The organism is Pseudomonas sp. Kh14, assembly GCF_900291005.1.
Taxonomy (GTDB): domain Bacteria; phylum Pseudomonadota; class Gammaproteobacteria; order Pseudomonadales; family Pseudomonadaceae; genus Aquipseudomonas; species Aquipseudomonas alloputida.
The window spans coordinates 63,471-85,193 of the sequence record NZ_OLKJ01000004.1; the positions used below are offsets into that span (position 1 = coordinate 63,471).

The 21,723-nt window shown below is 61.9% G+C and carries 17 protein-coding genes; 10 read left to right on the forward strand and 7 right to left on the reverse strand.

Translation table 11 applies throughout. From position 1 onward, the window contains the following. Positions 1-12: 12 nt before the first annotated feature. From FQ668_RS00865 to fdhA, 5 genes are all read left to right on the forward strand, one after another. Positions 13-348 carry a sarcosine oxidase subunit delta gene (locus FQ668_RS00865; RefSeq protein WP_019436925.1) on the forward strand — a complete coding sequence of 112 codons (336 nt, stop codon included), beginning with the start codon at positions 13-15 and terminating at the stop codon, positions 346-348. Continuing rightward, entirely contained in the window at positions 345-3,359 is a 3,015-nt protein-coding gene (locus FQ668_RS00870) for a sarcosine oxidase subunit alpha (protein ID WP_019436926.1), read from the forward strand. The genes FQ668_RS00865 and FQ668_RS00870 overlap by 4 nt, the downstream gene beginning before the upstream one ends. Positions 3,360-3,528: 169 nt before the next feature. Beyond that, positions 3,529-4,161 carry a sarcosine oxidase subunit gamma gene (locus FQ668_RS00875; RefSeq protein WP_014589391.1) on the forward strand — a complete coding sequence of 211 codons (633 nt, stop codon included), beginning with the start codon at positions 3,529-3,531 and terminating at the stop codon, positions 4,159-4,161. Between the two features lie 11 nt (positions 4,162-4,172). Next, positions 4,173-5,030 (forward strand): formyltetrahydrofolate deformylase, encoded by an 858-nt coding sequence (purU, locus tag FQ668_RS00880; protein ID WP_003255675.1) that lies wholly within the window; start codon positions 4,173-4,175, stop codon positions 5,028-5,030. Between the two features lie 301 nt (positions 5,031-5,331). Continuing rightward, positions 5,332-6,531 carry a formaldehyde dehydrogenase, glutathione-independent gene (gene fdhA, locus FQ668_RS00890; RefSeq protein ID WP_011953256.1) on the forward strand — a complete coding sequence of 400 codons (1,200 nt, stop codon included), beginning with the start codon at positions 5,332-5,334 and terminating at the stop codon, positions 6,529-6,531. 196 nt (positions 6,532-6,727) lie between these two features. Here the strand turns inward: fdhA and FQ668_RS00895 are convergent, their stop codons facing one another. Beyond that, the gene (locus FQ668_RS00895; protein WP_230678090.1) at positions 6,728-7,708 is read right to left on the reverse strand and encodes an RHS repeat-associated core domain-containing protein; all 981 of its coding nucleotides are present in this window, start codon (positions 7,706-7,708) and stop codon (positions 6,728-6,730) included. 164 nt (positions 7,709-7,872) lie between these two features. On the opposite strand from FQ668_RS00895, the gene FQ668_RS00900 reads away from it, so the two are divergent. Next, complete coding sequence (locus tag FQ668_RS00900; RefSeq protein WP_144179827.1) at positions 7,873-8,448, forward strand: DUF2780 domain-containing protein; 576 nt, start codon at positions 7,873-7,875, stop codon at positions 8,446-8,448. A gap of 97 nt (positions 8,449-8,545) precedes the next feature. On the opposite strand, the gene FQ668_RS00905 is transcribed toward FQ668_RS00900, so the two are convergent. Together FQ668_RS00905 and FQ668_RS00910 are read right to left on the reverse strand one after the other, a co-directional pair. Continuing rightward, positions 8,546-9,895 (reverse strand): APC family permease, encoded by a 1,350-nt coding sequence (locus FQ668_RS00905; protein ID WP_119714214.1) that lies wholly within the window; start codon positions 9,893-9,895, stop codon positions 8,546-8,548. Between the two features lie 234 nt (positions 9,896-10,129). After that, the gene (locus FQ668_RS00910; RefSeq protein WP_014589394.1) at positions 10,130-11,017 is read right to left on the reverse strand and encodes an acyltransferase; all 888 of its coding nucleotides are present in this window, start codon (positions 11,015-11,017) and stop codon (positions 10,130-10,132) included. A gap of 182 nt (positions 11,018-11,199) precedes the next feature. On the opposite strand from FQ668_RS00910, the gene FQ668_RS00915 reads away from it, so the two are divergent. The 4 genes from FQ668_RS00915 to creD all read left to right on the forward strand — a co-directional run bounded on the left by FQ668_RS00915 (position 11,200) and on the right by creD (position 15,392). Then, a complete protein-coding gene (locus FQ668_RS00915) occupies positions 11,200-11,700 on the forward strand; it encodes an ATP-dependent zinc protease (protein WP_014589395.1) in 501 nt (166 codons plus the stop codon). A 139-nt stretch (positions 11,701-11,839) separates the two neighbouring features. Next, on the forward strand, positions 11,840-12,520 hold the full coding sequence (gene creB / locus FQ668_RS00920) for a two-component system response regulator CreB (protein ID WP_019437093.1): 681 nt from the start codon (positions 11,840-11,842) through the stop codon (positions 12,518-12,520). Beyond that, positions 12,520-13,956, forward strand: a complete 1,437-nt coding sequence (gene creC / locus FQ668_RS00925) for a two-component system sensor histidine kinase CreC (RefSeq protein WP_014589397.1) — start codon at positions 12,520-12,522, stop codon at positions 13,954-13,956. The genes creB and creC overlap by 1 nt, the downstream gene beginning before the upstream one ends. A 107-nt stretch (positions 13,957-14,063) precedes the next feature. Then, complete coding sequence (gene creD, locus FQ668_RS00930; protein WP_076402457.1) at positions 14,064-15,392, forward strand: cell envelope integrity protein CreD; 1,329 nt, start codon at positions 14,064-14,066, stop codon at positions 15,390-15,392. Positions 15,393-15,558: 166 nt separating this feature from the next. Here creD and FQ668_RS00935 read toward each other — a convergent pair whose 3' ends face one another. The 4 genes from FQ668_RS00935 to aceF all read right to left on the reverse strand — a co-directional run bounded on the left by FQ668_RS00935 (position 15,559) and on the right by aceF (position 21,715). Further along, a complete protein-coding gene (locus FQ668_RS00935) occupies positions 15,559-16,182 on the reverse strand; it encodes a glutathione S-transferase (RefSeq protein WP_019437095.1) in 624 nt (207 codons plus the stop codon). Positions 16,183-16,185: 3 nt separating this feature from the next. Then, positions 16,186-16,854, reverse strand: coding sequence for a peptide-methionine (S)-S-oxide reductase MsrA (gene msrA / locus FQ668_RS00940; RefSeq protein WP_014589400.1), 669 nt, complete (start codon positions 16,852-16,854; stop codon positions 16,186-16,188). Between the two features lie 168 nt (positions 16,855-17,022). Beyond that, positions 17,023-19,713: a bifunctional diguanylate cyclase/phosphodiesterase gene (locus FQ668_RS00945; protein WP_014589401.1), complete on the reverse strand. Its 2,691-nt coding sequence runs from the start codon at positions 19,711-19,713 to the stop codon at positions 17,023-17,025. Between the two features lie 361 nt (positions 19,714-20,074). Next, positions 20,075-21,715: a dihydrolipoyllysine-residue acetyltransferase gene (gene aceF / locus FQ668_RS00950; protein WP_003255652.1), complete on the reverse strand. Its 1,641-nt coding sequence runs from the start codon at positions 21,713-21,715 to the stop codon at positions 20,075-20,077. Positions 21,716-21,723 lie beyond the last annotated feature (8 nt).

The following is a 21,723-nucleotide window of genomic DNA, read 5'->3' on the forward strand; positions in this document are numbered from 1 at the left end:
GGAGACACCGTCATGTTGCATATTTTCTGTCCCCACTGCGGCGAGCTGCGCTCCGAAGAAGAGTTCCACGCCTCTGGCCAGGCGCACATCGCCCGCCCGCTGGACCCTAACGCCTGCTCCGACGAAGAGTGGGGTACCTACATGTTCTACCGTGACAACCCGCGCGGTATTCACCATGAACTGTGGGACCACGTTGCCGGCTGCCGCCAGTACTTCAACGTCACCCGTGACACCGTGACCTACGAAATTCTGGAAACCTACAAGATTGGCGAGAAGCCGCAAGTGACCGCCAACGGCAAAGCCGCCAGCGCCGCGTCGACCGTCAAAGGCCAAGGGGAAAAAGTATGAGCCAGACCTATCGCCTCGCCAGCGGCGGCCGTATCGACCGCAGCAAGGTCCTGAACTTCACCTTCAACGGCAAAACCTACCAGGGTTATGCCGGTGACAGCCTGGCCGCCGCGTTGCTGGCCAACGGCGTCGACATTGTCGGCCGTAGCTTCAAGTACTCGCGCCCGCGCGGCATCATCGCCGCCGGTACCGAAGAGCCGAACGCCATCCTGCAGATCGGCTCCAGCGAAGCTACCCAGATCCCCAACGTGCGCGCCACCCAACAGGCACTGTACGCGGGCCTTGTCGCCACCAGCACCAACGGCTGGCCGAACGTCAACAACGACGTCATGGGCATCCTCGGCAAGGTTGGCGGCAGCATGATGCCGCCGGGCTTCTACTACAAAACCTTCATGTACCCCAAATCGTTCTGGATGACTTACGAGAAGTACATCCGTAAAGCCGCCGGCCTGGGCCGTGCGCCGCTGCAGAACGATCCTGACAGCTACGACTACATGAACCGGCACTGCGACGTGCTGATCGTCGGCGCCGGCCCTGCTGGCCTGGCTGCCGCACTGGCCGCTGCGCGCAGCGGTGCCCGCGTGATCCTGGCTGACGAGCAGGAAGAGTTCGGCGGCAGCCTTCTCGACACCCGCGAAACCCTCGACGGCAAGCCTGCTGCCGACTGGGTCAACGCCGTGGTCAAAGAGCTGGAAGGCCTGCCGGAAGTGACCCTGCTGCCACGTGCCACGGTCAACGGCTACCACGACCATAACTTCCTGACCATTCACGAGCGCCTCACCGACCACCTCGGCGACCGCGCCCCGATTGGCCAGGTTCGCCACCGCGTGCACCGCGTTCGCGCCAAGCGCGTGGTACTGGCTGCTGGCGCCCACGAGCGCCCGCTGGTGTATGGCAACAACGACGTGCCGGGCAACATGCTGGCCGGTGCTGTTTCCACCTATGTTCGCCGCTATGGCGTGGCGCCGGGTCGCAAGCTGGTACTGTCTACCAACAACGACCACGCTTATCGCGCCGCGCTGGACTGGCACGACGCAGGCCTGCAAGTGGTCGCCATCGCCGACGCCCGCCACAACCCACGTGGCTCGCTGGTTGAAGAAGCGCGTGCCAAAGGTATTCGCATCCTCACCTCCAGCGCCGTGATCGAGGCAAAAGGCAGCAAGCACGTCACGGGTGCCCGTGTGGCAGCGATCGATGTGCAGGCGCACAAAGTCACTAGCCCAGGCGAAATCCTCGAGTGCGACCTGATCGCGTCCTCGGGCGGTTACAGCCCGATCGTGCACTTGGCTTCGCACCTGGGCGGTCGCCCGGTATGGCGTGACGACATCCTTGGCTTCGTGCCGGGCGATGCCCCGCAAAAGCGCGAGTGCGTCGGTGGTATCAACGGCGTGTATGCCTTGGGCGATGTGATTGCCGATGGCTTCGAAGGCGGCGTTCGCGCAGCCACCGAGGCCGGTTTCAAGGCCACTGTCGGCACCCTGCCAAAAACCGTGGCGCGCAAGGAAGAGGCCACCGTGGCACTGTTCCTGGTGCCGCACGACAAAGGCACCAAGGGGCCGAAACAGTTCGTCGACCAGCAGAACGACGTGACCGCCGCCGGCATCGAGCTGGCCACCCGTGAAGGCTTCGAGTCGGTCGAGCACGTCAAGCGCTACACCGCGCTGGGCTTCGGTACCGACCAGGGCAAACTGGGCAACATCAACGGCCTGGCCATTGCTGCCCGTTCGATCGGCATCACCATCCCGGAAATGGGCACCACCATGTTCCGCCCCAACTACACGCCGGTCACTTTCGGCGCGGTAGCGGGCCGTCACTGTGGTCACCTGTTCGAGCCCGTGCGCTTCACTGCCCTGCATGCCTGGCACGTGAAGAACGGCGCCGAGTTCGAAGACGTGGGCCAGTGGAAGCGCCCTTGGTACTTCCCGAAAGCCGGCGAAGACATCCATGCTGCCGTCACGCGTGAATGCAAGGCCGTGCGCGACAGCGTGGGCCTGCTGGACGCCTCGACCCTGGGCAAGATCGACATCCAGGGCCCGGACGCGCGCGAATTCCTCAACCGCATCTACACCAACGCCTGGACCAAGCTCGATGTGGGCAAGGCCCGCTACGGCCTGATGTGCAAGGAAGACGGCATGGTCTTCGACGACGGCGTAACCGCCTGCGTCGGCGACAACCACTTCATCATGACCACCACCACCGGCGGCGCTGCCCGCGTGCTGCAGTGGATGGAGCTGTATCACCAGACCGAATGGCCAGAGCTGAAGGTGTACTTCACTTCGGTCACCGACCACTGGGCCACCATGACCCTGTCCGGCCCTAACAGCCGCAAGCTGCTGAGCGAGCTGACCGACATCGACATGGACAAGGAAGCCTTCCCGTTCATGACCTGGAAGGAAGGCAACGTCGGTGGCGTGCCAGCCCGCGTGTTCCGTATCTCGTTCACCGGCGAGCTGTCGTACGAAGTGAACGTGCAGGCCAACTACGCCATGGGCGTGCTGGAACAGATCATCGAAGCTGGCAAGAAGTACAACCTGACCCCGTACGGCACCGAGACCATGCACGTACTGCGTGCAGAGAAGGGCTTCATCATCGTTGGCCAGGACACCGATGGTTCGATGAACCCGGACGACCTGAACATGAGCTGGTGCGTTGGCCGCAACAAGCCGTTCTCGTGGATCGGCCTGCGTGGCATGAACCGCGAAGACTGCGTACGTGAGAACCGCAAGCAGCTGGTGGGCCTGAAGCCGGTCGACCCGACCAAGTGGCTGCCGGAAGGCGCCCAGTTGGTGTTCGACCCGAAACAGCCGATCCCGATGGACATGGTCGGCCACGTCACCTCCAGCTACGCGTCCAACTCCCTGGGCTACTCGTTCGCCATGGGTGTGGTCAAAGGCGGCCTCAAGCGCATGGGCGAGCGTGTCTACTCGCCGCAGGCAGATGGCAGCGTGATCGAGGCGGAAATCGTGTCTTCGGTGTTCTTCGATCCGAAGGGTGAGCGGCAGAACGTCTAAGGCCCCGGTCCAACCGGTGTCAGGCGTGGAATGAGGTCTCTGTGGGAGCGGGCGTGCCCGCGAAGAGGGCGGTGAATTCAACATCGCATTCGCGGGCATGCCCGCTCCCACAGGATGGCCGCCTCTCGCAGGCATCGTGGTCGAATCCAGAATTCAAGGCAGGTAAGAAATGAGCGCTATCAACGTCTTCCAGCAAAACCCCGGCGCCGAGGCCAAAGCCCAGTCGCCACTGCACCATGCCGACCTGGCCAGCCTGGTAGGCAAAGGCCGCAAGAACGCAGGGGTGACCCTGCGTGAACGCAAGTTCCTCGGCCACCTCACCCTGCGCGGTGATGGCCACAACCCGGAATTCGCCGCCGGCGTGCACAAGGCCCTTGGCCTGGAGCTGCCCGTGGCGCTGACCGTGGTCGCCAACAAGGACATGTCGCTGCAATGGGTCGGCCCCGACGAGTGGTTGCTGATCGTGCCCGGCGGTCAGGAGCTGGCAGTCGAGCAAAAGCTGCGCGCGGCCCTTGAAGGCCAGCACATTCAGGTCGTCAATGTCAGTGGCGGGCAAAGCCTGCTGGAACTGCGCGGCCCGAACGTGCGCGACGTGCTGATGAAGTCCACCAGCTATGATGTTCACCCAAACAACTTCCCGGTGGGCAAGGCCGTGGGCACCGTGTTCGCCAAGTCGCAACTGGTGATCCGCCGCACTGCAGAAGACACCTGGGAGCTGGTGATTCGCCGCAGCTTCGCCGATTACTGGTGGCTGTGGCTGCAGGACGCTTCTGCCGAATACGGCCTGAGCATCGAAGCCTAAGGAGCAAGAACATGAGTCGGGCACCGGATACCTGGATTCTCACCGCCGACTGCCCGAGCATGCTCGGCACCGTCGACGTGGTGACGCGTTACCTCTTCGAGCAACGCTGCTACGTGACGGAGCACCACTCCTTCGATGACCGGCAGTCGGGACGCTTCTTCATTCGCGTCGAGTTCCGTCAGCCGGACGATTTCGACGAGGCGGGCTTCCGGGCCGGCCTCGCCGAGCGCAGCGAAGCGTTCGGCATGGCTTTCGAGCTGACCGCACCCAACCACCGCCCCAAGGTGGTGATAATGGTGTCCAAGGCCGACCATTGCCTGAATGACCTGCTGTATCGCCAGCGTATTGGGCAACTGGGTATGGATGTGGTCGCGGTGGTGTCGAACCACCCGGACCTCGAACCCTTGGCGCATTGGCACAAGATTCCTTATTACCACTTCGCCCTCGACCCTAAGGACAAGCCCGGGCAAGAGCGCAAGGTGCTGCAGGTGATCGAGGAGACTGGTGCTGAGCTGGTCATTCTTGCCCGCTATATGCAGGTACTGTCGCCCGAGCTTTGCCGCCGTCTGGATGGTTGGGCGATCAATATTCACCACTCGCTGTTGCCGGGTTTCAAGGGCGCCAAGCCTTATCACCAGGCGTACAACAAGGGCGTGAAAATGGTCGGTGCCACGGCGCACTACATCAACAACGACCTGGATGAAGGGCCGATCATTGCCCAGGGTGTCGAGGTGGTGGATCACAGCCACTATCCCGAAGACCTGATTGCCAAAGGGCGGGATATCGAATGCCTGACATTGGCGCGCGCGGTGGGTTATCACATCGAGCGGCGGGTGTTCCTGAACGCCAACCGGACTGTCGTTCTGTAATAACCAGTACCGGCCTCTTCGCGGCTAAAGCCGCTCCTACAGGTACAGCACAGCCCTTGGATGGGTGCGGTCCCCGTAGGAGCGGCTTTAGCCGCGAAGAGGCCCGCACAGGCCGCCCCTCTGTTTGCCCATATTCCCCAACGACAACCCTGCCGCTAAAAGGCATCTCCCTGTCGCTTCCAGTCAGTGCGTCCGGCCCTATCCGGCCCACAATTCCCTGCATTCCAGTAGTACATGCCGCCCACGGATGGCGGCGCTTCAACCAACGCTGCATAAATAATAATCAAGCGAGGTACAAGCAATGTCTGGCAATCGTGGAGTGGTATATCTCGGCGCCGGCAAGGTCGAAGTGCAACACATCGACTACCCGAAAATGCAGGACCCGCGCGGCAAGAAAATCGAACACGGCGTCATCCTGAAGGTGGTCTCCACCAACATCTGCGGTTCTGACCAGCACATGGTCCGTGGCCGCACCACTGCCCAGGTCGGCCTGGTCCTGGGCCACGAAATCACCGGTGAAATCGTCGAGAAGGGCCGCGACGTCGAGCGCATGCAGATCGGCGACCTGGTATCGGTACCGTTCAACGTCGCCTGCGGCCGCTGCCGCTCCTGCAAAGAAATGCACACCGGTGTCTGCCTCACCGTCAACCCGGCGCGCGCCGGCGGTGCCTACGGCTACGTCGACATGGGCGACTGGACCGGCGGCCAAGCTGAATACGTGCTGGTGCCATACGCCGACTTCAACCTGCTGAAGCTGCCTGAGCGCGACAAGGCCATGGAAAAGATCCGTGACCTGACTTGCCTGTCCGACATCCTGCCCACCGGCTACCACGGTGCCGTAACGGCTGGCGTTGGTCCAGGCAGCACTGTCTACGTTGCCGGTGCTGGCCCGGTCGGCCTGGCCGCCGCTGCCTCGGCGCGCCTGCTGGGCGCCGCCTGCGTAATCGTCGGTGACCTCAACCCGGCCCGCCTGGCCCACGCCAAGTCGCAAGGCTTCGAAGTGGTCGACCTGTCCAAGGACACCCCGCTGCACGAGCAGATCGTCGACATCCTCGGCGAGCCGGAAGTGGACTGCGCTGTCGACGCCGTCGGCTTCGAGGCCCGTGGCCACGGCCATGAAGGTGCCAAGCACGAGGCCCCGGCCACCGTGCTTAACTCGCTGATGCAAGTGACCCGCGTGGCCGGCAACATCGGTATCCCGGGCCTGTACGTAACCGAAGACCCAGGCGCGGTGGATGCCGCTGCCAAGATCGGCGCGCTGAGCATCCGCTTCGGCCTGGGCTGGGCGAAATCGCACAGCTTCCACACCGGCCAGACCCCGACCATGAAATACAACCGCCAGCTGATGCAGGCGATCATGTGGGATCGGATCAACATTGCTGAGGTTGTAGGTGTGCAGGTGATTAACCTGGATCAGGCGCCGGAAGGGTATGGCGAGTTCGATGCGGGTGTGCCTAAGAAGTTTGTGATTGACCCGCACAAGATGTGGGGTGCGGCATAACGGCTTGGAGTCAGATGAAACCCCTCTTTTCGAGGGGTTTTTTCATCTCGTCTTTCGGTATGACGGCCATCGAAGGCTAAAGCCATGAGATTTTCTGGTCGACCTGTCAAGGCCAGTCGCTGACTTCTAAGCGACCGGCCGAGACTAGTATGCAGCCCTGATTATCGCAGTGGCTTAAGAGGCTTGGGATTACATTTCAGAAACCGCTTCCAAGGAATACGAAATCGCGGTGGGTTGGAGTCTGATTGGTTTGCCGAACTCTCGCCTGTTCATCAGTTGGTGGCAAGGAGTCTGCTTGGTATCCGGGTAGGCTGTTGTCTGTGGCGGAGACTGAGGCTGAGAGTGCATTTTGAGCCTGCATGAACTTATCCATGTTGGTTCGGAGCTTAGCATCCAGATAATTCCGCTTGGTTATCTCAGCGCTACGCTTCAATTCGTTGTTCATTATCTTGACTTTTAGGGATTCTACCTCATGTGATGGCTGGTTCCCGTGTCTGTCAGGGTGGTTATTATTCCTTCTTTCATTCTTCCAATATCTCAATTTGACATTTAGCTCGCCGAGCTTCTTGTCATAATGGGAGATTCTATCGTTGACCGTGGTTATTTTTATGTTCAGTTGCCCAAGTTTCTTAGAGTAGTGATTGAAAGCTGAAATCGGACTTCGCTTAAAAATCGATACTAAGAAATGCCCAGTAGGGTCAGTGTTGTTTACAGGGTCGGCCATGCAATAAGCATAAGAATTTAAGCCGCCCCTACCGAATGGGCTCATTGTGTCCTGACTGCAGAAGCGCATCAGGGAGGGGCTGAACGACCTATATCCATTTCCCAGAGGATACAGCATAGATATCGGGTCACACCGATGCCCGTTGAAGGCCAGCAACGACTTCATGACATGTTCGTCAGAATAGCCGTAAGGCGAATAAGCTATGGTGTCTTGAGATAAACCTATAATTGAATTAGAACGGTCGATCTGTAATATTTTGGTCGGTTGCGTCTGCTCTATTTGGGCAATTGGTAATCCCAGAGCCCGCAGGGCCTTATGGTTGCCTTGGGCAGAAACCTCATTAGATAATTGACCGGTTTGGTAAAAATACATGGAGGATCGATTAGCCGCCTTTCCCGGCTGCATTGTATTTGATCGATTTTTTTCATTCTTCCTGTCTACGTTTTCAGCCATGATGTTATCCAGCCTCAGACTTTGCACCGAGTGTGTACGTTGCACTCCGCTGCCGGATGGTACAACTAGCATTTTTGCTAGGTAATCAGCGGTCGGAACAAAACCCCAAACCACGAGTCAAACCCCTCGTTTCCCGGCCATCCCGGCCACGAGGTCCCATCCCGATGAAAGCATTCACCTTGGCAACCCTGATGACCCTGGCCGCTAGCCCGGTGTTCGCCTTCAACCTCAGCGACGCCGCCAACGCCGTGTCCGCCATGCAGAACCAGCAACAGCAAGGCCAGGTACAGGCACCCGAAGCGCAGGCCAATCTGCTCAACACCCTGGGTAGCCAGTTGAACATCACCGCCGAGCAGGCGGTAGGCGGGGCAGGAGCCATGCTGGGACTGGCGCGCAACAACCTTAGCAGCGATGACTATGGGCAACTGACCAAGGCGGTGCCGGGCCTGGACCTGCTGGCCGGTGCAAATGCGCTGGGCGGGTTGAGTGGTTTGGGGGATTTGCTCGGCAAGAACAGCGAAAGCCAGTCGGCGTTGAGCAACGCACTGGGCAACAACGTGGAAAGCCGTAGCGACCTGGACAATGCGTTCAAGGCGCTGGGGATGGATACCGGGATGATCGGGCAGTTTGCGCCACTGATTCTGCAGTATCTGGGGCAGCAGGGCATTGCCGGGTCGTTGTTGCAGAATCTGGGGAGTTTGTGGACTACCCCAGCGCCACTGGCCCAGCCTTCAGTCTGAGGATTCTAGCGACAGCCCTCAAGCCATGAGATGAGCTCTGTAGGGGCGGCCTTGTGTCGCGAAAGGGCTGCCCCCACAAAAGCGAAATTGCATCTGGTCAGACAGCTTCGGAGAAATCCACCAGGCGGACGGGGCGGCGGAAGCCTGCTGTCAGAACTGCCAGGTACGCAAGGCCCAAGGCAAACCAGCACAGGCCAATCACCAGTGTCAGCGCCGACAGGCTGGTCCACAGCCACAAGGTCAGCCCCAGCCCTACCAGCGGCACCAGACCATAGCTCAGCAGGCCTTTGAAGTTGCGCTGCGAGGCATCATCCATCAGGTGCGTTTTCACCACCGCCAGGTTCACCGCCGAAAACGCCACCAGCGCACCAAAGCTGATCAGCGAGGCGAGGGTAGACAGGTCGATTACCAGCGCCAGCAGCGAGAACGCCGACACCAGCGCAATGGCGAACACCGGCGTACCAAAGCGCGGCGACAGGTAACCAAAGCTGCGCCGTGGCAGCACGTTGTCACGCCCCATGGTGAACAGGATGCGCGACACCGCGGCCTGCGAGGCCAGCGCCGAACCCAGGCTGCCCGCCACATAAGCAGCGGTGAAGAAGTTGGTGAGAAACTGCCCGCCAGCCTTGAACATCACTTCGTTGGCCGCTGCATCGGCATTGGCGAAGCTGCTGCCTGGCAGCACCAACTGGCTGACGTAAGCCAGCACGGTGAACAGCAACCCGGCGAACAGGGTGGTGAGGATGATCGCCCGTGGCACGTCGCGGCGTGCGTCGCGGCATTCTTCGGCCAGGGTCGATACGGCGTCGAAGCCCAGGAACGACAAGCACAACACCGCTGCGCCAGCCATCAGGTGGCCAAAGCCAGGTTTGCTGCCATCGCCGATTAGCGGCGACAGCAGGTCGAGCGGCTGGCCAGCCAATGTCTGGCAGGACAGCGCGACAAACACGCCAATGAACACGATCTGCGCGCCGACGATCAGGTTGCTGGTCTTGGCCACCGAGTTGATACCGACCACGTTCAGCACTGTCACCAAAGTGATGCATGCGAGCACGAAGGCCCAGGCAGGCACTGCGGGGAACGCAATGTTGAGAAACAGGCCGATCAGCAGGTAGTTGATCATCGGCAGGAAAAGGTAATCCAGCAACAGCGACCAGCCGGCCAGGAAGCCGACATTAGGGCCGAAGGCCATGTTGGTATAGGAATAGGCCGAGCCCGCGACCGGGAAGCGCTTGACCATGAAGCTGTAGGACGCGGCGGTGAACAGCATGGCCACCAGGGTGACCAGGTAGGCGCCGGCGGTGCGGCCACCGGTAAGTTCGGTGACGATGCCGTAGGTGGTGAAAATGGTAAGCGGGACCATGTACACCAGGCCGAAGAACACCAGGGCGGGGAGGCCCAGAACACGGCGAAGCTGGGCGGAGTTAGAGCTGGGTGGGTTGGCCATTGATCGATCCAGGCATTTTTGTAGTTGTGCTGTGGTCGATTTTTATCCACTTAGGTGGGGGAAGACAAAAAAGTAATCCTTATGCTGATTATTAGCCTGGGTTTTGATCGGATTCTGGCTATGGCTGGTCCGGCCTCTTCGTGGGTGAACCCGCTCCTACAAGGGGCATGCCTGAATGTAGCGGTTGTAGGAGCGGGTTCACCCGCGAATGGGCCAGTTCAGGCGGCAGAGGTCTCAGCCCATCTCCGCCCGCAGCTGCTCGATCCGCTGATCCTTCGCCACCCACAACTGGTTCACCCAGGCCTGCACCGTCTGCCTGAACTCAGGATCATTCTCGTAATCCCCCGCCCACAACGCCGGGTCCAGCTCCCGCACCTGAATGTCGATAATCACCCGGCTAATGCTGCCATTGAGCAAGTCCCAGAACCCCGGCGCCTTATTACCGGGGTACACGATGGTCACATCCAGCAGGGCATCCAGCTGTTCGCCCAATGCCGCGAGCACAAACGCCACACCACCCGCCTTGGGCTTGAGCAGGTAGCGATACGGCGACTGCTGCTCCTGGCGCTTGGCTTCGGTAAACCGGGTGCCCTCCAGGTAATTGACCACGGTCACCGGCTGGCGCTTGAACAGCTCGCAAGCCGCCTTGGTGATTTCCAGGTCCTTGCCCTTGAGCTCCGGGTGCTTTTCCAGAAACGCCTTGCTGTAGCGCTTCATGAACGGGTAATCCAGCCCCCACCAGGCCAGGCCCAGCAACGGTACCCAGATCAGTTCCTTTTTCAGGAAGAACTTGAAGAACGGTGTACGGCGGTTGAGGCTTTCGATCAGCGCCGGGATGTCGACCCAGGTCTGGTGGTTGCTCACGGCCAGGTACGAGGTGTCTTTGCGCAGGTTTTCCACGCCGCGGATGTCCCACTGGGTAGGGATGCACAGGGCGAAGATGGCTTTGTCGATTTCCGACCAGGTTTCGGCCACCCACATCACCGCCCACGACGCGTAGTCGCGGCCACGGCCTGGCAACACCAGCTTGAGCAGGGCGAAGACCAGCAGCGGGCAGATCAACACCACGGTGTTGAGCAGCAGCAGGGTGGTAGTGAGAATGCCGGTCAGCAGGCGACGCATAAAGAGACTCTTGTTGTGGGAGATAAACGGTTGGCAATGATAAGCAGGGCGGTCGCCTACGCCAAATGTCCAATGCCCGGCGGCGGGAACAAATGTTTCACGTTATGTTGTTTAGTCTTGTGAAAGCGAACCTATCTTGCCAGTGCAGTCTAAGCACTGACCCTTTCCAAGGAAGCCTGCCTGTGAAACCACTGCTAGCCCTGTTGTCGTTGTTGGCGCTGCCGGTAATGGCCGCCGAGCCCACCCTCTACGGCCGTTACGAGAACATCGCCCTGCCCGAGCTGGGCGAAACCCTGAAAGCCAAGATGGACACCGGCGCCTTCACCGCGTCGCTGTCGGCCAAGGATATCGAGCTGTTCACCCGCGATGGCGACGAGTGGGTGCGCTTCCGCCTGGCAACCAAGGACTCGGACGGCAAGGTGTACGAGCACAAGGTCTCGCGCATCAGCAAGATCAAGGGCCGTGCCGATGAAGAGGACGAAGGGGATGCGCCAGAGGTCTCCAAGCGCCCGGTGGTCGACCTGGAGTTGTGCCTGGGGGATGTGAAGCGCACCGTCGAGGTGAATCTGGTGGACCGCAGCAACTTCAACTACCCGCTGCTGGTGGGTTCCAAGGCGCTGCGCGAGTTCAAGGCGGCGGTCAACCCGGCGAAGAAGTTCACTGCTGGCAAGCCAGGCTGTTGATCTGAAGCGTGCGCCATACAATGTAGAGCGGGCTTGCCCGCGAACACACATAATGTGGTCTCAGGCACCGGCTTCGCCGGTGTTCGCGGGCAAGCCCGCTCCTACACTGCCAACCTTCAAAATCGCAAGGCCGGACGCCATGCCGCATATCCTCATCGTCGAAGACGAAGCTGCCATCGCCGACACCCTGGTCTACGCCCTGCAGGCCGACGGTCACAGCACCGAGTGGGTAACCCTGGGCAGTGCCGCCCTCGACCAGCAGCGCCAGCGCCCGGCCGATCTGGTCATCCTTGACATCGGCCTGCCCGACATCAGTGGCTTCGAAACCTGTCGCCAGCTGCGCCGGTTCACCGAGGTACCGGTGATGTTTCTTAGCGCCCGGGACGGTGAAATCGACCGCGTAGTAGGCCTGGAAATCGGCGCCGACGACTACGTGGTAAAACCTTTCAGTCCTCGCGAAGTGGCAGCGCGCGTTCGGGCGATCCTCAAACGCATGGCCCCGAGGGCCGAGGCTGCCGGCGGAACCACCTTGTTCCAGCTCGACACCCTGCGCATGCAGATCACCTACCGCAGCCAGCCGCTCACGCTGACCCGGCATGAGTTCCGCCTGCTGCAATGCCTGCTCGAACAACCGCAGCGGGTGTTCAGCCGCGAACAGCTGCTCGACGCTTTGGGCGTGGCCTCCGACGTGGGCTATGAGCGCACCATCGACAGCCATATCAAGAGCCTGCGCGCCAAACTGCGCCAGGTAGCGGGTGATGCCGAGCCGATCCAGACCCATCGCGGCCTCGGTTACAGCTATAGCCCGGAGCACGCCTGATGCGCTTGGGTATCCGCATCTTCCTGGTGTACTTCCTGTTCGTCGGTTTGGCCGGTTACTTCTTGCTCAATACCGTACGCGAACAGATTCGCCCGGTAGTGCGCCAATCTTCCGAAGAAACATTGGTAGACACTGCCAACCTGCTGGCAGAAATCCTGAGGGATGACGTCAAGGCCGGCACCCTGAACCAGGGCCGCCTGCCCGAGGTGCTCGAGGCCTACGGATCGCGCAGCCCGGGCGCACAGATCTGGGGGTTGGCCAAGAACCAGGTCAGCCACCGCATCTACGTCACTGACGCCAAGGGCATCGTGTTGTTGGACTCCAGTGGCGAGGCCCTGGGCAAGGATTACTCGCAGTGGAATGACGTGCTGCTGACCCTGCGAGGCCAGTATGGCGCCCGCTCCACCCGCAGCGACCCCAACGACGAAAGCACCTCGGTGATGCACGTTGGCGCGCCGATCATCGACAACGGCAAGATCATAGGCGTCGTCACCGTCGCCAAGCCCAATAGCTCATTACAACCCTACATCGACCGCTCCGAGCGGCGCCTGCTCACCCTGGGGCTGGGGCTGATCGGCCTGGGCTTGCTGATCGGCGCGGCTCTGTCGTGGTGGCTTGCGCGCTCGCTGCGCAAGTTGGCAGGTTATGCGCAGGCGGTCAGTGAAGGTGAGCGTGCGGAGCTTCCGCATTACAAGGGCGGCGAGCTGGCGAACCTGGCACAGGCAGTGGAACGCATGCGCACCCAGCTGGAAGGCAAGGCCTATGTCGAGCGCTACGTGCACACCCTGACTCACGAGCTGAAAAGCCCGCTGGCGGCCATCCGTGGTGCTTCCGAGCTGTTGCAGGGCGAGGACATGCCCGCTGATCAGCGGGCGCGCTTTGCCGGCAATATCGAGCGCGAGAGCGAGCGTTTGCAGCAGATGATCGAGCGGCTGCTCAACCTGGCCAGGGTCGAACAGATGCAGGCGCTGGAGGACGAGCAGCAGGTGGCGCTGGCGGCGTTGGTCGATGAGTTGCTGCTGGCCCATGCGGCGCGTATCGAAGGCGCCGGTTTGCAGGTACGTCAGCGGGTGCCTGCCACTTTGCGTTTGCTTTGCGATCCGTTCCTGATGCGCCAGGCGTTGGCCAACCTGCTCGACAACGCACTGGACTTCACCCCGGAAGGGGGCACGCTGCTGTTCGACCTGGAGCGCGCTGGCGAACGCGTGGCGTTGAGTGTGTTCAACCAGGGGCAAGCGATACCGGCCTATGCCATCGGGCGGGTCAGCGAGCGGTTCTACTCGCTGCCGCGGCCCGGGAGCGGGCGCAAGAGCACCGGGCTGGGGCTGAACTTCGTGGCCGAGGTGATGCAGCTGCACGGCGGGGCCTTGGCGGTGGACAACGTCGATGGCGGGGTACGGGTGCGGTTATGGCTGCCGCTGCGGCGCATTAGCTGAGATAGCCGGGGCTGCACAGCAACCCCAAATACACGTAAATCACACACGCGCTCCACAAAGCCTCCACGCAAGGCGCAGACACTGCGCCCACTGCCACAGGAGGCCACATGAACAAGACCCTCGGTTTCAAACTCGGCATGATCGCCATGCTGATGTTGCTGTTGCTCATCCCGTTACTGCTGATCAACGGCCTGATTGACGACCGCCAGGCCATGCGCGACGGCGTGCTGCGTGATATCGCCCAGAGCACCAGCTTCGATCAGCAACTCAGCGGCCCGTTGCTGGTGGTACCGTACCGCAAGTACCAGCGCCGCTGGATCGAAAAGGACGGTGCGCGTACCCAGGAAACCAGCACCATCACCGGCCACTTGTACTTCCTGCCGGAAACCTTCGACGCCGACCTGGGTGTGGACACCGAACTGCGCGCCCGCGGCATCTACCAGGCGCGGTTGTTCCACGCCAAAGGCCGTATCAGCGGCCGCTTCAAGCTCCCGGCGCATTGGGGCATCGACAAGGACTTTGACGACTACCGCTTCGACAAGCCGTTCCTGGTGGTGGGCATCAGTGATATCCGCGGTATCAAAAGTGCTCTGGAGCTGAGCATGGACGAGCAAAAAGTGCCGTTTGAGCCCGGCACCCAGCTCGACTGGATGCGCGGCGGCGTGCACGCCAGCCTGCCGGGGCTGGACGGGCTACAGGCGCGAGCGTTCAGCTATGGCTTTGACCTGGCGCTGCAAGGTACCGGCCAGTTGCACGTGGTACCCGTGGGCCGTACCAGCAGCGTGAACATGCGCGCCAACTGGCCGCACCCGAGCTTCGTTGGCAGTTACCTGCCCAACCGCCGCGAGATCGATGCTCAAGGCTTCAGCGCCCACTGGCAGACCTCGTTCTTTGCTACCAACCTTGAAGACGCCCTGCGCCAGTGCGCTGTCGGTGGGCAGTGTGCAGACTTCAGTGAACGCACCTTCGGCGTGAGCTTCGTTGACCCGGTGGACCAATATCTGAAGAGTGAGCGGGCAATCAAATACGCGTTGTTGTTCATTGCCCTGACCTTTGCCGGCTTTTTCCTGTTCGAGGTAATGAAGAACCTGAGTGTGCACCCGGTGCAGTACATCCTGGTGGGCGTGGCGCTGGCGTTCTTCTATCTGCTGCTGTTGTCGTTGTCCGAGCACATTGGCTTTGGCCTGGCCTATGGGTTGTCAGCTTCGGCGTGTGTGCTGCTGATCGGCTTCTACCTGAGCCATGTGTTGCGCAGCCTGGGGCGAGGGGTGGGTTTTGCTGCGGGTTTGGCGGCGTTGTACGCGCTGCTCTACGGGCTGCTGAGTGCCGAAGACTATGCGCTGCTGATGGGGTCGCTGTTGTGTTTCTGCTTGCTTGGGGTGTTCATGGTGCTGACCCGGCGGCTGGACTGGGCGCGTGTGGGGAGGGCGGCATGAGGGAGGATAGAGAGATCGGGCGCTGGTTGGCGCTCAGGATCGGGCTGTTGTTTCCTGTGATACCGAGGTGAGGCCTTCGCGGGCACGCCCGCTCCCACAAGCCCACCACAGATAGCGAACACTGTGGAAAACCTGTAGGAGCGGGTTTACCCGCGAAGGGGCCCTGTCAGGCCACTGGCGCTGTAGCGACCATCGATGGCCGCTTGACCACCTCGGCATACCACGCCGCCAACCCAGGCTGGCGCTCACGCCAGCCAAACCCGGGCTGACGCAAATCCAGATAGCCCAGCGCACAGGCCACGCCAATCGCCGCCAGGTCGAAGCCGGAAATCAGCTCCGGCAAGTGCTCCTGCTCAAGGTTGGCCAGGCTCCGGCGGATCTTGTCACCCTGCGCCTGCAGCCAGCCATCCCAGCGCTTGTCTTCTGGCCGCAGGAAGCTCTCATAACGGCTCGACACCGCCGCATCCATGATCGCATCGGCCTGTGAGACCAAGGTCATGCGACGCCAGCGCGCCGAGCCTTCTCGTGGCAGCAGCGGCAAGCCAACGTGCTGCATGTCGAGGTACTCGCAGATTACCCGGCTGTCATGCAGCACGGTGCCGTCTTCCAGGCGCAAGGCTGGGATCTTGCCGATCGGGTTGTCCAGGTTGAGCTGCGGGTCGCCGCTCACCGGGCTGATGTTCACCGGCTGCAGCTGCACACGCTCAAGCTGGCCGGTCTCGTGCAACACCACCATGACCTTGCGCACGAAAGGCGACAACGGCGAGTGGAACAGGGTCATCGTGCTCATGCTTCAGTTACCTTGCAGGCTGGGTGGCAGGCACACGCCGGTGCCGCCGATGCCGCAGTAGCCGTCCGGGTTCTTGGCCAGGTACTGCTGGTGGTAGGCCTCGGCGAAATATACCGTCGGTGCCTGGTCGATTTCGGTGGTGATCTCACCGAAGCCGGCCTTGCTCAGCTCGGCCTGGTAGGCGTCGCGGCTGGCCTTGGCCTGTTCCAGCTGTTCCGGGCTGGTGCAGTAGATGGCCGAGCGGTACTGGGTGCCGATGTCGTTGCCCTGGCGCATGCCTTGGGTGGGGTTGTGCAGCTCCCAGAACATTGCCAGCAGTTCGCGGTAGCTGACCTTGTCCTTGTCGAACACCACCAGCACCACTTCGGTGTGGCCGGTCAGGCCCGAGCAGACTTCTTCGTAAGTAGGATGCGGGGTGAAGCCGCCGGCGTAGCCGACCACGGTGCTGACCACACCTTCACGCTGCCAGAAGCGGCGCTCCGCGCCCCAGAAACAGCCCAGGCCGAAGATGGCGAAGTCGATGGCGCCTTCGAAGAACGGGCCGAGCAGTGGGGTGTCTTTGAAGACGTAGTGGAACTCGGGCAGGCTCATTGGCGTGTCGCGGCCAGGCAGTGCCTGTTCCGCAGTGGGCATGACGTTTTTGTTCACCAGGATTTCCGAACGCAGGACCATGGCCGTTCCTCTGTGTTTATTCAGTGGGGTAGGGGTTTGGGCCTTCGCGGGCATGCCCGCTCCCACAGGTACAGCACAGGTTTCAAAGGTTGTGGTGTTTCTGTGGGAGCGGGCGTGCCCGCGAAAGGGCCCGAATGGCTTCTATAGTGCCCGAGGATTACGCAGCTGTCAGGCCACCGGGCCACGCGGATAGCGCTTCAGCCGCTCGGCCAGTTCGCGCCCGGGAATCGGCCGGTCGAACAGGTAGCCCTGGCCCACGTCGCAGCGGTGACGGCGCAGGAATGCCAGCTGCTCCGGCGTCTCGATCCCTTCGGCCACCACCTTCAGCTTCAGGTTGTGGGCCATGGCCACCACCGCCGAGGTGATTTCCATGTCGTCCTGGTTGTCGGGGATTTCGTTGATGAAGCTGCGATCGATCTTGAGGATGTCGATCGGAAACTTCTTCAGGTAGCTCAGCGACGAATAACCGGTGCCGAAGTCGTCCATGGCCAAGGTCAGACCCAGGGCCTTCAGTTCGTCCAGCTGGCGGTGGGTGTCTTCGCTGGCTTCCAGCAGCAGGCCTTCGGTCAGCTCCAGCTCCAGCAGGTGCGGGGGCAGGGCTTCTTCCTTGAGGATGGTGCTGATTGATGCCACCAGGTCCGGGTCGGAGAACTGTTTGGGCGACAGGTTGATGGCTACATGCAGGTTGCCCAGGCCGGCCTTGCGCAGTTGCTGGCTCATGCAGCACGCCTGGCGCACCACCCATTTGCCGATAGGGATGATCAGGCCGGTTTCCTCGGCCACGCTGATGAACTGGTCCGGGCGGATCATGCCGCGTTCGGGGTGGTTCCAGCGCAGCAGCGCTTCCAGGCCCAGCAGGCGACCGCTGCGCAGGCACAGCTTGGGCTGGTAGAACACGTCCAGCTCGTTCTGGGTCAGGGCACGGCGCAGGTTGTTTTCGACGAACAGCTTGTAGCTGGCTTCGGCATTGAGCACTTCGGTAAACACCTGTACCTGGTGTTTACCGTTGGCCTTGGCCTTGTGCAATGCAAGGCCGGCATTCTTCATCAGGCTGGCCGGGTCGACACCGTGCAACGGTGCACAGGCCAGGCCTACCGAGGCGGTGACGTTGATCAGCTGGTTGTCGACGAACATCGGTTTGTCGAGGGTGCACAGCAACTGCTGGGCGACGCCTTGGCCATCTTCAAGGCTGGTGTCGTCGAGCAGCACGGCGAACTCGTTACTGGCAAAGCGCGCCAGGATGCCACCGCTGTGCAGGCTGTTGCGCAGACGCCTGGCCAGGCTGATCAACAGCTTGTCGCCGGTCTGGTGGCCAAGGCTGTCGTTGATGCGCTTGAAGTTGTCGATGTCCACCAGCAGCAGGCACATCGAGCTTTCGCCATCGCGGGCGAAGCGCTCGTCCAGGCTGCGGATGAACGCCGGGCGGTTGCCCAGGTTGGTGAGGTTGTCGGTGTAAGCCAGGCGCTCGATGCGTTGCTGGGCCAGCTTGGTCTGGGTGACGTCTTCGTAGATGCCGATGTAGTGGGTCAGCTCACGGTTGTCACCGTACACCTTGGAAATCGACAACTGGCCCCAGTACGGCTCCAGGTTTTTGCGCCGGCTCTTGAACTCGCCCTGCCAACTGTTGCCCATGGCCAGGCTCGACGGCGAGTCGAACAGCAGTTCGCTGAGATTCTCCAGTGCCGGTAGCTCACCCAACTGGCGGCCCTGCACTTCGTCGGTACTGTACTGGGTGATGGCAGTGAAGCTGGGGTTGACGTACTCCACCCGGCCGTCGCGGTTCACCAGCAGGAAGGCACTGGCGCTCTGCTCGACCGCACGCTGGAACAGGTGCAGGGCGCTGGCCGCGGCCCGTCGTTTGTGGTTTGTGATCACTTGGGCGAACTGGTCGGCCAGCTCACCGGCAAAGGCAATCTCGTCCGACTGCCAGGCCCTTGGCTGGCCGCTTTGCTCCAGGCACAACACGCCGATCACCTGGCCATCGACGCGGATGCTGGCGTCGAGCATGGCCTTGTTTTCCGGGCGCATGCTTTGCGCCAGGGCGCGGGTGCGCGGGTCGTGGCCGGCGTTGTGAGCGTCGATGGCGCGACTTGCGTGCAGTGCATCCAGGTAGTCGGGGAAGCGGCTGGCATCAATGGCTTCGGGCTGGCGGTGCTCCTGTGCGTCGCGGTACCAGGCGATGATCGGTTCCAGGCGTTGGTCTTCCAGGTGCCAGATGCTGGCGCAGTCGACCTTGTAGATTTCGCAGGCGCTCTGGGTGATCAGCTGGGCCGCTTCGAGTAGCGAGTTGTCCGCGCTGTAGCGATGGCGGGCGAGGCGCAGGATAAGGTCCTGCTGGCCGCGCACCCGCTCCAGGTGCTCCAACTGTTCTTGCTGCGTGCGCTGGTTCAGCTGCAGGGCCAGCTGCAGGCGGTTGTTGCGTGACTCCAGGTCGCTGGCGCCGGTTTCGCCGGTCTCTTCCTGCTGGTCGTCGAGCACGCTCAGGTAGCCGCGCAACAGCTGACGGTTGTGTTGCTTGTAGGCTTCACCCGCTTCCAGCAGGCGCAGCGAGGTGCTCGGTGTGTGCAGGGTGTAGCGCACGCGGTAGTAGCCGCGCTGGGCCAGTTGCAACTGGATTTCGTCGTGCAGCCGGTAGCGTGCTTCGGGTTCCATCAGGCTGGCGTAGGGCGCGTCAATCAGGGCACACAGCTCGCCGGTTTGCAGGCCGAACTGGCGCTCACAGGCTGGGTCAAGGTAGAGCATGGCCCAGCTGGCTTCGTTGAGCCTTTCGAAACGCAGCATGCCGAGCCGCGAGGGCACGGGTAACTGTGTCACGACCTCGGCCGCCACACGGCTGGCGGCATCGGGTTGGCTTTTCATCGAAGACTCGCTTGAAGAGGGAACGCTGCCTTGTGGCTGCGGCGGATTTGGCAAGGTTGCATCATGTCCCGAGGACTGGCAAGCGGCCATGCTTGATGCTGTGGACAGGTTATCGGCTGACGTGGCCGATTCTGTAGTTTGGCTGGAGATTTTGGGGCCGCTTTGCGGCCCATCGCGACACAAGGCCGCTCCCACAATAGACTGCGATTGCCTGGGGGGCGGCCTTGTGTCGCGAAAGGAGGGCGAAGCCCTCCGAGCTTTTTCCAGGCAAAAAAAAGCCCCGCCATTCGACGGGGTTGAGGTACGAGCGTGGCAGCTCGAAAAGGGTACTGCCCCTCGCAAGGAGGGGCAGTGTGCTGGCTTACAGCAGCATGGTGCGGATATCGCCCAGCACGTCGCCCAGGCGCTTGGTGAAGCGCGCGGCGGCAGCGCCGTTGATCACACGGTGATCGTAGGACAGCGACAGCGGCAGCATCAGCTTTGGCTGGAAGGCCTTGCCATCCCAGACTGGCTGCATGGTCGCCTTGGAGACGCCCAGGATAGCCACTTCCGGCGCATTGACGATCGGCGTGAAGCCGGTGCCGCCAATGTGGCCGAGGCTGGAGATGGTGAAGCAAGCGCCTTGCATCTCGTCAGCCGACAGCTTCTTGGTGCGCGCCTTCTCGGCCAGTGCAGCGGCTTCGGCAGCCAGTTGCAGCAGGCTCTTCTGGTCGACGTTCTTGATCACAGGGACCAGCAGGCCGTCCGGGGTGTCCACGGCGAAGCCGATGTGCACGTACTTCTTGCGGATGATGGCCTTGCCGCTTGGCGCCAGCGAGCTGTTGAAGTCCGGCAGTTCCTTGAGCAGGAAGGCGCAGGCCTTGAGCAGCAGTGGCAGCACGGTCAGCTTCACCCCAGCCTTCTCGGCCACGGCCTTCTGCGCAACGCGGAAGGCTTCCAGCTCGGTGATGTCGGCAGAGTCGAACTGGGTCACGTGCGGCACGTTGAGCCAGCTGCGGTGCAGGTTGGCAGCACCGACCTGCATCAGGCGGGTCAGGGCCACTTCTTCCACTTCACCGAACTTGCTGAAGTCCACGGCAGGGATCGGCGGGATGCCAGCACCACCGGTCGCACCGGCGGCTGCCGGCGCTTCCTTGGCCTTCTGCATCATGGCCTTGACGTAGACCTGCACGTCTTCTTTCAGGATGCGACCGTGCGGGCCGGTGGCAGCAACTGCACCCAGCTCGACACCGAATTCACGGGCCAGCTGACGAACAGCGGGGCCTGCGTGAACCTTGGCATTGCTGCCAGCGGCCGGTGCGGTAGCAGCCGGTGCAGGGGCAGCAGCCGGGGCGGCAGCGGCAGGTGCGGCAGCCGGAGCAGCCTCAGCCTTGGCTGGTGCAGGAGCAGCAGCCGGTGCCGGCGCGGCAGCCGGGGCGGCACCCGCCACTTTCAGCTTGAAGATCAGGTCGCCAGTGCCGACTTCGTCTTCCAGCTTGCACAGCACTTCTTCGACCACGCCGGCGGCCGGCGACGGGATTTCCATGGAGGCCTTGTCGGACTCCAGGGTAATCAGCGACTGGTCGGCTTCGACGGTGTCGCCGACTTTGACCAGCACTTCGATGATCTTGGCCTTGCCCGACGAACCGATGTCCGGCACATGGATGTCCTGCACGCTGGCGGCAGCCGGGGCTGCGGCTGGAGCAGCAGGAGCGGCTTCAGCGGCTGGCGCTGGCGCCGCAGCCGGAGCTGCGGCAGCGGCCGGTGCCTCAGGGGCTGCAGCAGCGGCGCCCTCGGCTTCCAGGACCAGCAGCTCGTCGCCTTCTTTCAGGCGGTCGCCCAGCTTGACCTTCAGCTCCTTGATGACGCCGGCCTTGGGCGCCGGGATCTCCATGGAGGCCTTGTCGGACTCCAGGGTCAGCAGGCTCTGGTCAGCCTCGATACGATCACCGACCTTGACGAACAGCTCGATGATTTCACCTTCACCGCTGCCGATGTCAGGTACGCGAATGAGTTCGCTCACTTAAAAAT

Bases quoted from the DNA above. Each gene is read 5' to 3' on its own strand.
- fdhA (WP_011953256.1), top strand. From the start codon at position 5,332: ATGTCTGGCAATCGTGGAGTGGTATATCTCGGCGCCGGCAAGGTCGAA.
- FQ668_RS00875 (WP_014589391.1), top strand. From the start codon at position 3,529: ATGAGCGCTATCAACGTCTTCCAGCAAAACCCCGGCGCCGAGGCCAAA.
- creC (WP_014589397.1), top strand. From the start codon at position 12,520: ATGCGCTTGGGTATCCGCATCTTCCTGGTGTACTTCCTGTTCGTCGGT.
- FQ668_RS00895 (WP_230678090.1), bottom strand. From the start codon at position 7,708: ATGGCTGAAAACGTAGACAGGAAGAATGAAAAAAATCGATCAAATACA.
- creD (WP_076402457.1), top strand. From the start codon at position 14,064: ATGAACAAGACCCTCGGTTTCAAACTCGGCATGATCGCCATGCTGATG.
- purU (WP_003255675.1), top strand. From the start codon at position 4,173: ATGAGTCGGGCACCGGATACCTGGATTCTCACCGCCGACTGCCCGAGC.
- FQ668_RS00935 (WP_019437095.1), bottom strand. From the start codon at position 16,182: ATGAGCACGATGACCCTGTTCCACTCGCCGTTGTCGCCTTTCGTGCGC.
- FQ668_RS00900 (WP_144179827.1), top strand. From the start codon at position 7,873: ATGAAAGCATTCACCTTGGCAACCCTGATGACCCTGGCCGCTAGCCCG.
- FQ668_RS00910 (WP_014589394.1), bottom strand. From the start codon at position 11,017: ATGCGTCGCCTGCTGACCGGCATTCTCACTACCACCCTGCTGCTGCTC.
- FQ668_RS00945 (WP_014589401.1), bottom strand. From the start codon at position 19,713: ATGAAAAGCCAACCCGATGCCGCCAGCCGTGTGGCGGCCGAGGTCGTG.
- FQ668_RS00905 (WP_119714214.1), bottom strand. From the start codon at position 9,895: ATGGCCAACCCACCCAGCTCTAACTCCGCCCAGCTTCGCCGTGTTCTG.
- msrA (WP_014589400.1), bottom strand. From the start codon at position 16,854: ATGGTCCTGCGTTCGGAAATCCTGGTGAACAAAAACGTCATGCCCACT.
- FQ668_RS00870 (WP_019436926.1), top strand. From the start codon at position 345: ATGAGCCAGACCTATCGCCTCGCCAGCGGCGGCCGTATCGACCGCAGC.
- creB (WP_019437093.1), top strand. From the start codon at position 11,840: ATGCCGCATATCCTCATCGTCGAAGACGAAGCTGCCATCGCCGACACC.
- FQ668_RS00865 (WP_019436925.1), top strand. From the start codon at position 13: ATGTTGCATATTTTCTGTCCCCACTGCGGCGAGCTGCGCTCCGAAGAA.